This window comes from Paracoccus jeotgali (assembly GCF_002865605.1).
Taxonomy (GTDB): Bacteria; Pseudomonadota; Alphaproteobacteria; order Rhodobacterales; family Rhodobacteraceae; genus Paracoccus; species Paracoccus jeotgali.
Genome location: NZ_CP025583.1, coordinates 2,588,045 through 2,603,489 on the forward strand (window position 1 = coordinate 2,588,045; position 15,445 = coordinate 2,603,489).

Annotated in this window: 10 protein-coding genes; 3 read left to right on the forward strand and 7 right to left on the reverse strand. The window is 68.7% G+C overall.

Annotated features, from left to right (window positions below):
- Positions 1 to 102: 102 nt before the first annotated feature.
- The 3 genes from cueR to bhcR form a co-directional block, all read right to left on the reverse strand.
- Positions 103 to 543, reverse strand: coding sequence for a Cu(I)-responsive transcriptional regulator (cueR, locus tag CYR75_RS12570; protein WP_101500346.1), 441 nt, complete (start codon positions 541 to 543; stop codon positions 103 to 105).
- Positions 544 to 556: 13 nt separating this feature from the next.
- Positions 557 to 2,974: a heavy metal translocating P-type ATPase gene (locus tag CYR75_RS12575; protein ID WP_264080923.1), complete on the reverse strand. Its 2,418-nt coding sequence runs from the start codon at positions 2,972 to 2,974 to the stop codon at positions 557 to 559.
- A gap of 184 nt (positions 2,975 to 3,158) precedes the next feature.
- Positions 3,159 to 4,010, reverse strand: coding sequence for an HTH-type transcriptional regulator BhcR (gene bhcR, locus CYR75_RS12580; protein ID WP_101500348.1), 852 nt, complete (start codon positions 4,008 to 4,010; stop codon positions 3,159 to 3,161).
- A 150-nt stretch (positions 4,011 to 4,160) separates the two neighbouring features.
- On the opposite strand from bhcR, the gene CYR75_RS12585 reads away from it, so the two are divergent.
- Positions 4,161 to 7,232 (forward strand): glycosyltransferase, encoded by a 3,072-nt coding sequence (locus tag CYR75_RS12585; RefSeq protein ID WP_101500349.1) that lies wholly within the window; start codon positions 4,161 to 4,163, stop codon positions 7,230 to 7,232.
- 263 nt (positions 7,233 to 7,495) lie between these two features.
- Here the strand turns inward: CYR75_RS12585 and CYR75_RS12590 are convergent, their stop codons facing one another.
- The 3 genes from CYR75_RS12590 to hisD all read right to left on the reverse strand — a co-directional run bounded on the left by CYR75_RS12590 (position 7,496) and on the right by hisD (position 11,435).
- A complete protein-coding gene (locus CYR75_RS12590) occupies positions 7,496 to 8,965 on the reverse strand; it encodes a nucleobase:cation symporter-2 family protein (protein ID WP_101500350.1) in 1,470 nt (489 codons plus the stop codon).
- 258 nt (positions 8,966 to 9,223) lie between these two features.
- A complete protein-coding gene (locus CYR75_RS12595; protein WP_101500351.1) occupies positions 9,224 to 10,003 on the reverse strand; it encodes an SDR family NAD(P)-dependent oxidoreductase in 780 nt (259 codons plus the stop codon).
- A 118-nt stretch (positions 10,004 to 10,121) separates the two neighbouring features.
- Positions 10,122 to 11,435 (reverse strand): histidinol dehydrogenase, encoded by a 1,314-nt coding sequence (gene hisD, locus CYR75_RS12600; RefSeq protein WP_101500352.1) that lies wholly within the window; start codon positions 11,433 to 11,435, stop codon positions 10,122 to 10,124.
- Between the two features lie 319 nt (positions 11,436 to 11,754).
- Here hisD and nhaC point away from each other — a divergent pair, with 319 nt between their 5' ends.
- Together nhaC and CYR75_RS12610 are read left to right on the forward strand one after the other, a co-directional pair.
- Positions 11,755 to 13,113, forward strand: coding sequence for a Na+/H+ antiporter NhaC (gene nhaC / locus CYR75_RS12605; RefSeq protein ID WP_101501044.1), 1,359 nt, complete (start codon positions 11,755 to 11,757; stop codon positions 13,111 to 13,113).
- A gap of 85 nt (positions 13,114 to 13,198) precedes the next feature.
- Positions 13,199 to 13,978 (forward strand): SDR family oxidoreductase, encoded by a 780-nt coding sequence (locus tag CYR75_RS12610; protein ID WP_101500353.1) that lies wholly within the window; start codon positions 13,199 to 13,201, stop codon positions 13,976 to 13,978.
- A 384-nt stretch (positions 13,979 to 14,362) separates the two neighbouring features.
- On the opposite strand, the gene CYR75_RS12615 is transcribed toward CYR75_RS12610, so the two are convergent.
- Positions 14,363 to 15,436: a flagellar basal body P-ring protein FlgI gene (locus CYR75_RS12615; RefSeq protein ID WP_404825375.1), complete on the reverse strand. Its 1,074-nt coding sequence runs from the start codon at positions 15,434 to 15,436 to the stop codon at positions 14,363 to 14,365.
- Between the last annotated feature and the right edge of the window lie 9 nt (positions 15,437 to 15,445).

The following is a 15,445-nucleotide window of genomic DNA, read 5'->3' on the forward strand; positions in this document are numbered from 1 at the left end:
TGACAGGTCAGCGGGACGTCAATCTGGGTCAACGCTGCTGTCAAGGTTGCTGCCAAGCGTCAACCTCACCTTGACGAACCGCCCGACACGACCCGCCGCGCCTCACCCGCGAACCGCACCCCGCCGGGGGCGCAGGGTCAGATCCTCATCCGGCGCGTCGCTTTCCAGCCGGTTCAGGATCGGGCAGTCGGGGCGGTGGTCGCCATGGCAGGCGGCGGCGAGGTCTTCCAGCGTGTCGGTCATCTCTTGCAGGCTGCGGATGCGGGCCTGCAGGGTCTCGATATGGGCGCGGGCGATGGCCTTGACCTCGGCGCTGTGGCGCGACTGATCGCCCCACAGTCCCAGCAGATCGGCGATCTCCGTGCCCGAGAAGCCCAGATCGCGCGCCCGGCGGATAAAGCGCAGCCGGTGAATGTCGGCGGCGCCATAATCGCGATACCCCGAGGCGCTGCGCGCGGCGGGCGGGATCAGCCCGGTCGATTCGTAATGGCGGATCATCTTGGCCGAGATGCCCGACGCCTCTGCGGCCTTGCCAATATTCATCGCCTGCCCCCTCTCAGCCCTGCACCGGCGCCTGAAAACCGCGCAGGCGCAAGGCGTTGCCCAGCACGAAGACGCTCGACAGCGCCATGGCCCCGGCGGCAAAGACCGGCGACAGCAGCAGGCCAAAGGCCGGATACAGCGCCCCCGCCGCGACCGGGATCAGCGCGGTGTTATAGGCGAAGGCCCAGAACAGGTTCTGCCCGATATTGGCCATGGTCGCCTTGGACAGCGCGATGGCCGCCGGCACACCCGACAGGCTGCCCGAGATCAGCACCACATCGGCGGCCTCGATGGCGATGTCGGTGCCGGTGCCGATGGCGATGCCGACATCGGCCTCGGCCAGCGCGGGGGCGTCGTTGATGCCGTCGCCGACAAAGGCGATCCGGCCATGCCCCTCGCGCAGCTCGCGCAGGGCCGAAACCTTGCCGTCCGGCAGCACCTCGGCCACCACCTCGTCGATGCCAAGGCGGTCGGCGATGGCGCGGGCGGTGCGGGCGTTATCGCCGGTGATCATCGCGACCTTCAGCCCCAGATCATGCAGCGCGGCAATGGCGTCGGGCGTGCTGTCCTTGATCGGGTCGGCGACCGCGATGATCGCCGCCAGCCGCCCGCCGATCGCGGCGTAAAGCGGCGATTTCCCCTCGGCCGCCAGCCGTTCGGCCGTCGCGGCAAAGCCCGAGACATCCAGCCCAAGCTGCACCATGAAGCGATCCGCGCCGATCTGGACCATGTCCGCCCCGATGCGTCCCGCCACGCCATGCCCGGTGATCGAGTTGAACTCGGTCACCTCGGGCAGGGTCAGCCCCCCGGCTTCGGCGGCGTCCAGCAGGGCGCGGGCGATGGGGTGTTCGGACCGCGCCTCGACCGCCGCGACGGCGGCCAGAACCGGCGCGCGGTCAAAGCCGGGGGCGAGGTCGAGGTCGGTCAGGGCGGGCCGCCCCTCGGTCAGGGTGCCGGTCTTGTCGAAGGCCACGACCTTGGCGTCGCGCAGCAGTTGCAGCGCCTCGCCCTTGCGAAACAGCACCCCCATTTCGGCCCCGCGGCCGGTCCCGACCATGATCGAGGTCGGCGTCGCCAGCCCCATCGCGCAGGGGCAGGCGATGATCAGCACCGCGACCGCATTGACCAACGCGAACCCCAGCGCCGGGGTCGGGCCGAACAGCATCCAGACGGCGAATGTCAGCGCCGCCGCCGCCATGACCGCGGGCACGAACCACATCGTCACCCTATCGACCAGCGCTTGGATGGGCAGCTTGGCGCCCTGGGCGGCCTCGACCATGCGGATGATCTGGGCCAGAACCGTGGCGCCGCCGACGGCGGTGGCGCGAAAGACAAAGGCGCCGGTCTGGTTCACCGTCCCGCCGGTGACGATGGCGCCGGCGGATTTGGCGACCGGCAGCGGCTCGCCCGAGATCATGGATTCATCAACATAGCTCTCGCCCTCGATCACCTCGCCATCGACGGGGATGCGCTCGCCGGGGCGGATCTCGATCAGATCGCCGGTGCGGACGCTGTCGATACCGGCCTCGATGCTCTCGCCGTCGCGGCGGATGCGGGCGGTGCGGGGCTGCAGCCCGACCAGATGCCGGATCGCCTGCGAGGTGCGGCCCTTGGCGCGCGATTCCAGCAGGCGGCCAAGCAGGATCAGCGTCACGATGACAGCGGCGGGTTCGTAATAGACGTTGACGGTGCCGGCGGGCAGCAGCCCCGGCGCGAAGGTCGCAACCAGCGAATAGCCATAAGCCGCCAGCGTCCCCACCGCGACCAGAGAGTTCATGTCCGGCGCCCCGCGCAGCAGCGCCGGCAGCCCGGCGCGCAGGAACCGCATCCCCGGCCCGAACAGTACCGCCGTGGTCAGCACCAGTTGCAGATACCAGCTTGTCTGGGTGCCGATGGTCCGGGCGATCAGGTGATGCAGCGGCGGGTAGATGTGGGCGCCCATTTCCAGCAGAAACACCGGCAGCGTCAGCACGGCAGCGATGGTCAGGTCGCGGCGCAGGGCGGCGGCCTCGGCCTCGCGGCGGCGATCGGCATCGTCGCGGGTGTCGGCGCCGCTGACGACCGGGGTGGCGGGATAGCCCGCGCGTTCCGCCGCAGCGATCAGCGCGGCGGGGTCTGCGATGCCCTCGACCGTGGCGCGTTCGGTGGCGAGGTTGACGCGCGCCGAGGTCACGCCCGGCACCGCCTGCAACGCCCGCTCGACCCGGCCCACGCAGGACGCACAGGTCATGCCTTCGACCGAAAGCTGCACCTCGGCGGCGGGGACGGCATAGCCGCTGCGCTCGACCGCGGCGATCAGTTGGGCGGGGTCCAGCGCGCTGTCCGGCGTCACATGTGCGCTTTCGGTTGCGAGGTTCACCGCCACCTCGCCCACGCCCGGCACCGCCCGCAGCGCCTTTTCGACGCGCCCGACGCAGGACGCGCAGCTCATCCCGCGAATCGGCAGGGTCAGCGGGGCCGCAGGGCTGGCAGAGGCCGCAGTTGAGGGGGTTTTCGGATGGGCGGGGGCGTTCATTGCCGTCTCCTTGAGATGCGCGACAGTGGGGTCGGCCTCTCACATAAGGTTTCCAACCGTTGTAAGGTCAAGACCCTGTCGGCCTTTCCCTGTCCGCCCGCTAACCCTCCGCTGCGGGCTTCGGCTCGCCCCCGATGGCGAGGCTGAGTTCCGTGGCCGCCGCGATCACCGCCCGGCTCAGCCGCTCGATCTGGTCCGGCGTCACCCGGCTGGTCGGCCCCGAGACCGACAGCCCGGCCACCATCTCGGCCTGGCTGTCAGGCACCGGGGCGGCGATGCAGCGCATGCCGATATTGCGTTCCTCGTCATCGACGGCATAGCCGCGCTGCCGCACCAGATCCAGCTCGGCCTCCAGCGCGGCGGGGTCGGTCAGGGTGCGCGGGGTGAAGCGTTCCAGCCCCATCTGGCTCAGCAGCCGCTGGCGGCGGTCGGGCGCCATCCAGGCCAGCAGCGCCTTGCCGATCCCCGAGGCATGGGGCGGCGACAGCGTGCCGGGCGGAAAAAAGGCTCGGATGCTGGCATGGGTCTCGACCTGCGCGATGAACAGCACGCCGCCTTCATGCGCGATGCCCAGATTGGCGGTCTCGCCGGTTTCCTCCATCAGCGCGCGCAGGATCGGACGGGCGCGTTCGGCAAGGCTGGTCCGGCGCAGAAAGCGCGACCCGATGACAAAGGCCCGTGCGCCAATCTGCCAAAGCTGGCCGGCGGGGTCGAACTCGACCAGCCCGCGCCCTTCCAGCGTCAGCAGGATGCGATAGAGCGTCGCGGGCGACTGTCCGGTTTCGGCCGCCAGCGCGCCGAGGCTGCGGCCCGGCCCCTCGCTCAGCGTTTCGAACACCGCCATGGCGCGGTCGAGCGACTTGATACGGTTCTGCGCCACGCTGTCGCCCCAGCCACGCGGCCGTCCGCGCGGGCGCCGTTCGGGGCTGGGGGTGGGGTCGGTGTCGGTCATCGGCGCGGTCCTGCAGTGGTCGGGCGCAGTATAGTGCCGCGGCGCGGTCGGGCAAAGCCGCTTCGGGCGCGCGGCTTGTCGGCGGCCCGGCGCGCCGATACTGCTGGGGTCCGGACGCCCTGCCGCCGCCCCATCTGGACGGAGTTGACCATGCCCCGCAATCTTCTGTCCCGTCTGCTCCGCCCCAGGCCCGCGCCGCCCTTCGCCTCCAGCGGGCATATCGACCGTCTCCTTGGGGGCCAGGTGCAGGGCTGGGTCAAGGCGCGGCAGGGCGACGGGCCGGTGACGGTCGATCTGCTGATCGACGGCGTGCTGGCGGTGGCGGGCATCCACGCCGGGCTGTTCCGCCGCGACCTGCTGCAGGCCGGGATCGGCGGCGGGCGCCACGGCTTTGCCTGCGATCTGCCGGCGGAGGCCGCGCGCGATCTGGCCGGGCGCACCGTCCTGCTGCGGCAGACCAACACGGGAGAGGTGCTGGTCCGCCAGCCCATCACCCCGCAGATGCTCGCGCCCCCGGCGCACCCCGCCCCGCCCCCGGACACCAGCGGCTATCCCGATATTCAGGCCGCTCTGGACGACCTTACCCCCCACCTTCTCAGCGGCTGGGCGCTGGATCGCGCCGCGCCGGATCGCCGCTTTCAGATCCAGATCTGGCTGGACGGCCTGCCGCTCGCCACCATCCGCAACGATCTGCCCGGCCCGCCCGACGCTTACGGCCAGCCGCGCCCGCATGGCGGCTTTGCCTGTCCGCTGCTGCTCGACTGGCTGGAACCCGGCGAACACGCGCTGACCGCCAGCTTCCCCGACGGCACCCATCTGACCCGCAGCATCACCGCCGGCGGCAACCGCCCGCCCCGCCACCGGACCGCGCCGGTCCCGACCTCCGAGGCCGCGATCATCGTCCCCGTCTTCAACGCCTATGACGACGTCACCCGCTGCATCGCGCGCCTGCAGCGCCACACCCCGCCCGAGATCGAGATCCTGCTGATTGACGATGCCTCGACCGACCCGCGCATCGCGCCGCGTCTCGCCCAGGCGGCGGCCGATCCCCGCATCCGCGTGCTGACCAATCCCCGCAATCTGGGCTTTACCCGCACCGTCAATCGCGGGCTGGAGGCGGTGGGGCGCAAGCATCCGATCCTGCTCAACAGCGATGCCCGCGTCACGCCGGGCTGGGCGCATGGGCTGCTGCGCGCCGCCACCTCCCACCCCCGGATCGCCACCGTCACGCCCATGTCCGACCGCGCCGGGGCGTTCTCGGCCCCGCGCAAGGGGGACCAGAACGACCTGCCGCCGGGCGTGGACGAGATCACCTTTGCCCGCGCCTTCCGCGCCCGCTCGCTGGGGCTTTACCCGCTGGTCCCGACCGGGAACGGGTTCTGCATGTTCATCAACCGCGCCTGTCTGGACCAGATCGGCGGCTTCGACGCCGAAGCCTTCCCGCGCGGCTATGGCGAGGAGAACGACTTTTCCATGCGCGCCGGACGGGCCGGCTGGCGGCATGTGATCGACGACCGCAGCTATGTCTTCCACGCCGGATCGAAGAGCTTTGGCGACAGCAAGGCGGCGCTGATGCAGGCCGGGCGCGAGACGCTGGCGGCGCGCTATCCCGACTATGGGCAGGCGGTGCGGGTGTTCTCGCACGGGGCCGAGATCGCGATCGCCCGCCACCGCGCCGCGCTGGCGCTGCGGGATTGCAATGACGCGCGGGCCGGGCGGCCGAGGGTATTGTTTCACGTGAAGGGTGGGGTATCGGATCGGCTGGCGCAGACGCTGGAGGACGCTATGGAGCCGTGGGTTCTGGCGCAGGAACCGGAACGGATCGCGCTGCACAGGTGGCAGGGCGGGCGGTGGATCGAGACGCATAGCTGGATGGCCGAGGCAGGCTCGGCCGCGCAGCGCGACGCCGCGCTGCAGGACTGGCTTGAGGAGATCCTGCCCGACATCCTGCACCTGCTCGATCCCACCGTGGACAGCCTGCCCTTGCAGCACTTTGCCCGCGAACGCGGTGTCACGGTCGTTCTGTCGGTGGAGGGTCCAACAGGTTCCGGCGCGGAACAACTGGCCCGCGCCAGCGATGCGGTCCTGACCGCCGCGCCCGTGCCGTGGTCGCTGACGGTGCCGGTGTTCACGGTTCCTGAACCGTTGGCAGAAGTCTTGCCGCACGCCAACTCAGCCCCGCAGCAAGACCACCGTCTCGGCCTGCTCGCCTCGGCCTGGCGCGAAGTCTATCGCCACCTGGGCGGCAATCGCGATCCCCGACCGCTGCTCGCCGTCGTTACCGACGCTGGCCCCGACGCGCAGGACTCGCCCCTCGCCATGCGGACGGTCAACGCCGATCACCGGCCCTGCCTGTTTCTGCACATGACCGCGAGTGATCTGGTCCAAGCCCTGCGGGATGACCTGATCGACGGCGTGATCACGGACGGCGCGGCGGCAGGGGCGCTGCCGCTGATGCAACAGCGCGGCATCCGCTATCTGCTGCATGTCGAGGATGCGCCGTCTCCGCATCCCCTGATCGACACCGCCGCCACCCTCACCACCGCCAGCGCGGCGGCGCTGCCCTCGCTGCGCGCGCGGAACGCCAACGCAACGCTGCTGCCCGACCGGCTGGACGACAGCGCCTGGCGCGGAACGCTGCCGGCGCGGGAGCGGGACGGGATGGTGCGGGCGCTGTGTCTGGGAAGGGGTCTCGCTTCGATTGCGACGGCCGTGGCCGAGGTCGCGCGGCATGATCCTGCCTTCCGGGTGGGCGTGATTTCGCCCGACACCGAACCGCTGCCGGATTGGGCCGAGCGGCTGGAGCCCGCTGCCGAGGCGCCGGTCCTGATCCCATGGCTGCGGCGGCAGGCGGCCTCATTCGACCTGATGCTGGTGCCGGAGGACGGCAGAGCGGGCGAAGCACGCTGGGCGGTGCTGGCGGGGGCGGCGATGGGGCTGCCGGTGCTCGCGGCGGCAGGGGTTGCCGATGATATGGCGGCTGATCATGTGCCAGGCCTGCGGCGGGTCGAGCAGCGGCCCGGCGCATGGGCCGATGCTCTGGCGCTGGCCGTTGACGATGTGCGGCGCGGGGCGTTCGACCGTGACGCGATCAGGGGTGAGGCCCTGTCGCGGCTGGGGCTGCGCCAGACGCTGCCCGAATTCGACGCGCTGCTGCTGGCTCTGGCGCGCCCGCCGGGCAGAGGGCTGGCGGTGCTCGCTCCCGCTGCGGATGAAAGGTGAATCCAGCCGAGGCGGAGCGCAGACAGGGCGCGGACCTGGATGAGACTGGCAAGGGTCGCGCGGGGGCAAGCAAGCCCATTCGCTTGGGCATCTGTCTGGCCCGTTCCACCAAGCGGTGCGGCTTCCGGTGGACGCGGCGGCATCAATCGACCGCGCCACTCACCCGAATCTCACACGCCACCACGACAAAGCCGCTTCTCGACGTCAGCGAATTACCCACCCCACCACGGGCCGCGCGCCCCCGCGCCACGGCCCGCCTTCGCTCAATGCGCGTCGCCGGGGATCAGCGTCACCTCCTTGCCCTCGGCGTCGAAGATCTTGCCGTCCAGCATATAGTCGCCGTCCCGCAATTCAGCGATGTCGGCATAGCGCAGCATCCGCTCGGTCGCCGCGCCGAAGACCGAGGGCTGGTCCGGGTTGCCCGCCGCCCATTCGTTGAACAGCAGGTTCAGCACGATCGCCATCAGCGCCGACGAGCTGATCCCGGAATGGAAGATCGTCTCGAACCACACCGGGAACTGGTGGTAGAAGGTCGGCAGCACGATCGGAATGGTCCCGAACCCGATCGAGGTGCCGACGATGATCAGGTTCATGTTGTTCTTGTAGCTGACCTTGGACAGGGTGCGGATGCCGCTGGCCGCGACGGTGCCGAACAGCACCACCCCCGCGCCGCCCAGAACCGGGGTCGGGATCGCCGCAACCACGCGCCCCAGCACCGGCAGCAGCCCCAGAATGACCAGGATCAACCCGCCCGTCGCCACGACGAAGCGGCTTTTGACGCCGGTGATGGCGACCAGGCCGACATTCTGCGCAAACGCGCTCTGGCTGAACGAGCCGACGACGGGGGCCAGCATGCTCGACAGCATGTCGGCGCGCAGGCCGTCGCCCAGACGACGCGAATCGACCTTGCTGCCGACGATCTCGCCCACCGCGAAGATATCCGCCGAGGTCTCGACCAGGATCACCACGATGACGATGAACATCGAGATCGTCGCCGCGATGCTGAAGGTCGGCCAGCCGAAGTGGAAGATATCGGGCAGCGCCATGATCGGCCCCTGCGCCACGCGCGAGAAATCCGCGGCCCCGGTCACATAGGCGATCAGCGTCCCCGCCACCAGCGCCAGCAGGATCGACAGGCGCGAGATGGTGGCGTTGCCGACCTTGCTCAGCAGCAGCACGATGGCCAGCGTGACGCCGGCCAGCATGATGTTCGCCGGGCTGCCGAAATCGGGCGCGTCGGGACGGCCGCCCATGGCCCAGCGGCCGGCGACCGGCATCAGCGTGATGCCGATGGTGGTGATGACGATGCCCGCCACCAGCGGCGGGAAATAGCGGGTGACCTTGGCGAAGACCGGCGTGATCAGCAGCCCCAGAAACGAGGCCGCCATGACCGCGCCGAACACCGCCTGAATGCCGCCATTGCCGGAGATGGTGATCATCGTGGCGACGCTGGCGAAGGACACGCCCTGCACCAGCGGCAGCTTGCAGCCGAAGAACGGCAGACCGATGGTCTGCAGGATCGTGGCCACGCCGCCGGCGAAAAGCGAGGCGGTGATGAGCAGGCCGATATCGTCGGCGTTCAGCCCGGCCGCCTGCCCGATGATCAGCGGCACGGCGATGATCCCGCCATACATGGTCAGAATATGTTGCAGCCCGTAAACGACGTTGGCGGCAAGGCCCAGCCGCTCATCCTCGGGCCGAATCGGCGCGTCGATGTAAGAATTTGAAACCAACTATTTTCTCCCCCTTAGTGCCCGGACCGCGCAAAAGCGGCCCGGAGCCAGAGGTTAACGCGCCGCTGGGTGTTGCGAGAAACCGGAAAGACTTGAAGCTTTCTATGATTTTTCCGGAAAATACTGGGGTTCAGGTGAGGCCGCGGGCGGTCGGCGCGTGGCGCCGTCGGTGAAGATTAAGCGGCTGGTCCCGAGGGTTACCGGCCCCTCAACGCCGGGCGCAGCGACGGTCAGCCATTCCTGGCCTGCCCACCACGATCACTCCGCCGTCCAGCCCCCGTCGATCATCAGCGCGGTGCCGGTGATCAGCGCCGAGGCGTCCGAGGCGAGATAGACGATGCCGCCCATGATATCCTCGACCTCGCCCACCCGACCCAGCTTGATCTTGCTTTCGATCCAGGCGCGCCGTTCGGGGTTCTGCAGGGTCTGCGCGCCCATCGGCGTGTTGATGAAGGTCGGGCACAGCGTGTTGATGCGGATGCGGCGCGGGCCCCATTCGACGGCCATCGCCTTCACCATACCTTCCAGCCCGTGTTTCGTGGCGCAATACAGCGCCCGGTCGATGCCGCCGACATGGCCCATCTGGCTGCCGATATGGATGATCGAGCCGGGCTGTCCCGCCGCGATCATCTCTTTCGCCGCCAGTGTGGACAGGAAATAGGCCGAGCGCAGGTTGACGCCCATCACCGCGTCGAAATCCTCGGGCGTGGTCTCGGTCGCCGCCGTGTGGCGCGCCAGCCCGGCCGAGTTCACCACCACGTCGAAGCGCCGCCTCTGCAGCGCGTTCTGCAGCGCCGACAGGTCGGTCTGGTCCAGCGCCAGCGCCTCGGCCGACAGCCCTTTGGCCTGCAGCGCCTGGACCATCCGGTTCAGCGGGTCCAGCCGCCGTGCGGCGCAGACGACATGGGCGCCCGCCTCGGCCAGCGCCACGGCGGCGGCCTGCCCGATGCCGGACGAGGCGCCGGTGACAATTGCGGCGCGCCCGTCCAGACGAAAGGACGGGGTGCGGGGCAAGCTGATGGGCTGCTGTGGAGTCATGCGGCGGCTCCTGCGGGTCGGGCTGGGATATGGGTGTGCAGCGCGCAGGTGGGATCGTCCAGCCCTTGTCCAAAGCTGGCGTCAAGGCCGCTTCGGCCCGGAACCCTGCGATCCACCATCACTCCGCCGCCCCGCCATAGGGCACGTCCTGCCCGCCATAGCGTCGGACGCGGATGTTGCACTGCTCGGCATGGCCGACAAAGCCCTCCAGCAGGCACAGCCGCGAGCCATAGGCGCCGATCATCGCCGCCGCCTCGTCCGTGGTGATGCGCTGATAGCTGTGCGTCTTCAGGAACTTGCCGACCCATAGCCCGCCGGTATAGCGCCCGGCCTTTTTCGTCGGCAGCGTGTGGTTGGTGCCGATGACCTTGTCGCCATTGGCGACATTGGTGCGCGGCCCGAGGAACAGCGCGCCGTAAGAGTGCATGTTCTGCAGATACCAGTCATCGCGGTCCGTCATCACCTGCACATGCTCTGGCGCGATGTCGTTGGCCACGTCCAGCATCTCTTGATGCGTGTCGCAGAGGATCACCTCGCCGTAATCCTGCCACGACACCCCGGCGGTGCCGGCGGTGGGCAGGATCGTCAGCAGACGCTCGATCTCGGCCAGCGTGCCCTCGGCGAGGCGGCGGGAGTTGGTGACCAGCACGGCGGGCGAGTTATAGCCATGCTCGGCCTGACCCAGCAGATCGGTGGCGCAAAGCTCGGGATCGGCGGCGGTGTCGTCGGCGATCACCATGGTCTCGGTCGGCCCGGCGAACAGGTCGATGCCGACTCGCCCGAAAAGCTGCCGCTTGGCCTCGGCGACAAAGGCGTTGCCGGGGCCGACCAGCATATGCACCGGCTCGATGGTCTCGATCCCCAGCGCCATGGCGCCGATGGCCTGGATGCCGCCGAGGACATAGATCTCATCCGCGCCGCCCAGATGCATGGCGGCGATCACGCCCGGATTGGGCCGGCCCTGAAAGGGCGGCGTGCAGGCGACGATGCGGGGCACGCCCGCGACCTTGGCCGTCGCCACCGACATATGGGCCGAGGCGACCATGGGAAACTTGCCGCCCGGCACATAGCAGCCAACCGACTGCACGGGAATGTTCCGGTGCCCAAGGATGACGCCGGGCAGGGTCTCGACCTCGATATCCTGCATCGAGTCGCGCTGCGCTTGCGCGAAGCGGACCACCTGTTCCTGCGCGAACTTGATATCGGCGAGCTCGCGCGGGGACAGCTCGGCGATCAGCGCGTCGATCTCGGGCTGCGACAGGCGGAAGGCGGCGGGGGCGTAATTGTCGAACTTCTCGCTCAGCTCGCGAACGGCGGCATCGCCCCGCGCCTCGATATCGGCCAGCGTGGTGGCGACGACGGCGCTGGTGCGGGCGTCCTCCTCCTGCCGCTCGGTCTCGGGCTTGCCACGCTTGAGATAGGTGATGGTCATGGTCTGGTCCTGACGGGTTGGCCGATGGGCGCGGGTGACGCGGCTGCGTCAGGTCCGGGCGCCGGTGTCGGGCGGTGGCTGCGTTGGGTCGAGAGTAGGCGGCGCGTTCCGGTCGTGGCAAGACGCGTTGACGCTGGGGCCGGCGACCCTGCCGGAAAACCGGCGACCGGCGGTTTTTGCTCTGGGCGGCGGCGCGGAGTCTGCATATCCTGCCGCGAAACAGGCGGTTGCACCCCCCAACCGCCGAACCGCCAGAGGTGACGCCATCGACAGACAGCCCAGTTTCCTGCACGCCGCCCTGACCTTCGGCGCCATCGTCATGGTGATCGGCGTCGGCCTGTTCGGGCTGAACGCCAGCCTTCACGGCCTGATGCTGATCTGCCTGACCATCGCCGCGCTCAGCGCCTGGTTGCTGTATCGCGAGGGCTTCGGGCCGATCCGGGCGGCGATGAATACCGGCATCGCGGGGGCGCTGCCGGCGATCTACATCTTCATCCTGATCGGGGTGCTGATCGCGGCTTTCATTCAGGCCGGAACGGTGGGCGCGCTGATCTATTACGGGCTGCAGATGATCTCGCCCGCCGTGTTCCTGCCCACTGCGACCATCCTGTGCGTGTTCATGTCGATCGCCACCGGCACAAGCTGGGGCACGGTCGGCACCGCCGGCATCGTGCTGATCGGCATCGGCGAGGCCATCGGCATCCCGCTGCCCATCGTCGCCGGGGCCATCGTCTCGGGCGCGGCCTTCGGCGACAAGATGTCGCCGGTCTCGGACACGACCAACCTCGCCGCGATGTCGGCGCGGGTCGATCTGTATGGCCACATCCGGTCGATGACCTATACGACGATCCCGACGCTGATCCTCGTGCTGGTGGTCTTCGCGCTGATCAACACAAGATACGCCGATAACACCCTGCCGCCCGAGAGGCTGGCGGCGCTGATGCAGGCGTTGCAGGGGCTGTATCACATCAACTTGCTGTGCCTGCTGCCCTTTGCGGTGATGATCGTCCTGATCGCGCTGAAGGTGGCGGCAGAGCCCGCGATGATCGCCGCCGCCGCCATGGCCGCGCTGCTGGCGATCTTCATGCAGGGGGCCGATCCGGTCGCGGTGCTGAACGCCCTTTACGGCGGCGGCAGCGGCGAGACCGGGATCGAGTCGCTCGACAATCTGCTCAGCCGGGGCGGCATCGTCTCGATGATGTGGACGCTGTCGCTGGCGCTGATGGCGCTGGCGCTTGGCGGGATCCTCAGCGTCTTTGGCTTCCTGCAGGTGCTGATCGGCGCCATCGTCCGCCGCGTCCGCTCGGCCTTCGGGCTGGTCACGGCGACCATCGCGGGCTGTCTGGTCGGCAACATGACCATGGGCGAGGCCTACATGTCGATCATCCTCGGCGGGCAGCTGTTCGGCCCGGCTTATGATGACTGCGGTGTGGACCGGCGGGTGCTGTCGCGCTCGCTGGAAGAGGGGGCGACCCTGACCACCGGCCTGATCCCCTGGACCACCGGCGGCGCCTTTTTCGCCACCACGCTGGGGGTGAGCGTGGTGGACTATGCGCCTTGGGCGCTGCTGAACTGGATGAACCCGCTGGTGGCGATCCTGTTCTCGCTGCTGGGCATCGGGCTGTTCCGGCGCCACGCGGCGCCGGATCGTGCTGCAGCACTCGCGACCTCGGACTGACCCGCCGGCGGCCAGCGGGCTGCGGCGGCTGGACATTTCCGCGCGTTCAGGCTTCGCTGCGGCCGAAGCAAAACAGGAGGGCCGGATGGATCTGGGCATCAAGGACAAACGCGCCATCGTCTGCGCGGCATCGAAAGGTCTGGGCCGGGGCTGCGCCGAGGCGCTCGCCGCCGAGGGCGTGTCGCTGGTCATCAACGCGCGCGGCGAAGAGGCCCTGCACCAGACCGCCAGGGACATCGCCGACCGCTGGAACGTCGAGGTCATCCCCGTCGCTGGCGACATCACGACCGAGGCCGGGCGTGAAAAACTGCTGGCCGCCGCCGGTTCGGTCGACATTCTGGTGAACAACGCCGGCGGCCCCCCGCCCGGCCACTGGACCGACTGGACGCGCGACGACTTCATCCGCGCCATCGACGCCAATCTGCTGTCGGCGGTGGCGATGATGCAGGCCTGCGTACCGGGAATGATCGAGCAGGGCTGGGGCCGCGTGGTCAACATCACCTCGGCTGCCGTCCGCTCGCCCATCGCGATCCTCGGCCTGTCGAATACGGCCCGCACCGGCCTGACCGGCTTTGTCGCCGGCATGTCGCGGGACGTGGCGCCGCAGGGAGTGGTCGTGAACAACCTCCTCCCCGGCCTGCACGCGACCGACCGCGCCGCCAGCCTCGATTCCGGCATTGCGTCCCGCGACGGCATCTCGATCGAAGAGGCCCGCGCCCGGCGTCAGTCGACCATCCCCGCCGGAACCTATGGCGACCCGTCCGACTTCGGCGCCGCCTGCGCGTTCCTCTGCAGCCAGCAGGCCCGGTTCATCATCGGCCAGAACCTGATGCTGGACGGCGGCGCGCTGAACGTGACGATCTGATCTCCGAGGAAGGAGGAGCGGCGGCTGATGGCGGCGGTGTTTCTCACCCCTTCGCCTATGCTTTGACCACCATTCATGACCACGTCTTCGAGCATCTGCTGCATCTGAACCCCATCAGACAGTTCTTGGTGCGGCTGTGACGCTGGTCAGACTTCTAGCTCTCGGTCATAGCCCCAAGGCTCCATCGGGCGGGCGAGGGTGCGCCGTTAACCTGCTTTACTGAAGCAGCCCCTTCATCTCGTTAACCAGGTCACCTCTGCACCGACATTCGCGATCCATTGCGCAGCGCCGCTGCTCATCTACCGCCGCTCACCGCAACGAACTTAACCCGTCACCTTGCAAACCTGACTCAGCTCACGCGCCGATAACTCCTGTTGATCACAGTCAATTCACCACGAGCTCCGCATGCAGCGCACCCGCCGCGTTAATTGCTTTCAGAATATCGATCAGATCGCGCGGCGACACCCCCAAGGCGTTGAGCCCCGCCACCACATCCGACAGCGACGAACCTCCCTGAACCTCGGCAAATCCAATCCCTGCCTCTTCGGTAATCTGGGCCGCGCTCTCCGTAATGGTCACCGTTTCTCCGTCCGCAAACGGATTGGGCTGCGACACGACCGGCGTCTCTTGGACGCGCAGGGTCAAGTTGCCTTGAGAGACGGCAACGCGAGACACGCGTACATCTTCGCCCATGACGATCGTCCCGGAGCGATGATCAACGACAACCCGCGCTCGTCCGTCAGTCTCGATCAGGATATTCTCGATCTGGCTCAGCAGCCGCGCCGGATTGTCGTCGCGACCGGCGAGATCTAGCGCCACCGTCCCTGCATCGACCATTGCCGCAATGCGACCGACACCGCTCGCGTTAACAGCTCGTTCGATCCGGGCGGCCGTCGTAAAATCAGGCTGCTTCAGCGCCAGCCTGATATTGCGCAGTGTCGAGAAATCGAAATTCACCTCGCGCTCAATTCGCGCACCCGACGGGATCGAACCCGCCGTCGGGACGCCCTGCACAACCGAGGCATTCTCAGCGCGAGCGGCCACCCCACCGGCGATGACCGAACCCTGCGCGACCGCATAGACATCCCCATCGGCCGCGCTCAGCGGCGTCATCACCAGCGTTCCTCCCATCAGGCTCTGCGCGTCGCCAATGGCCGACACCGTCACGTCGATCTGGCCCCCGGCCCGCGCGAAAGGCGGCAGGACCGCCGTGACCATGACAGCCGCCACGTTTTTCGGACGGAACTGGTCAGAGCTGACATTGACGCCCAGCCGCTCCAGCAGGGTGACCATCATGTCTTCGGTATAGGGCGCGTTGCGCAGGCTGTCGCCGCTGCCGTTCAGGCCCACCACCAGACCATAGCCCACCAGATCGTTGCCGCGCACCCCGTCGAAGGCCACGACATCCTTCAGGCGCACGGTCGCGGCATTCACGCTACCCAGCGCCGATCCCAGCATCAGGATCAG

Bases quoted from the DNA above. Each gene is read 5' to 3' on its own strand.
- hisD (WP_101500352.1), bottom strand. From the start codon at position 11,435: ATGACCATCACCTATCTCAAGCGTGGCAAGCCCGAGACCGAGCGGCAG.
- CYR75_RS12585 (WP_101500349.1), top strand. From the start codon at position 4,161: ATGCCCCGCAATCTTCTGTCCCGTCTGCTCCGCCCCAGGCCCGCGCCG.
- CYR75_RS12610 (WP_101500353.1), top strand. From the start codon at position 13,199: ATGGATCTGGGCATCAAGGACAAACGCGCCATCGTCTGCGCGGCATCG.
- nhaC (WP_101501044.1), top strand. From the start codon at position 11,755: ATGGTGATCGGCGTCGGCCTGTTCGGGCTGAACGCCAGCCTTCACGGC.
- CYR75_RS12595 (WP_101500351.1), bottom strand. From the start codon at position 10,003: ATGACTCCACAGCAGCCCATCAGCTTGCCCCGCACCCCGTCCTTTCGT.
- CYR75_RS12615 (WP_404825375.1), bottom strand. From the start codon at position 15,436: ATGCTGGGATCGGCGCTGGGTAGCGTGAATGCCGCGACCGTGCGCCTG.
- CYR75_RS12575 (WP_264080923.1), bottom strand. From the start codon at position 2,974: ATGAGCTGCGCGTCCTGCGTCGGGCGCGTCGAAAAGGCGCTGCGGGCG.
- cueR (WP_101500346.1), bottom strand. From the start codon at position 543: ATGAATATTGGCAAGGCCGCAGAGGCGTCGGGCATCTCGGCCAAGATG.
- bhcR (WP_101500348.1), bottom strand. From the start codon at position 4,010: ATGACCGACACCGACCCCACCCCCAGCCCCGAACGGCGCCCGCGCGGA.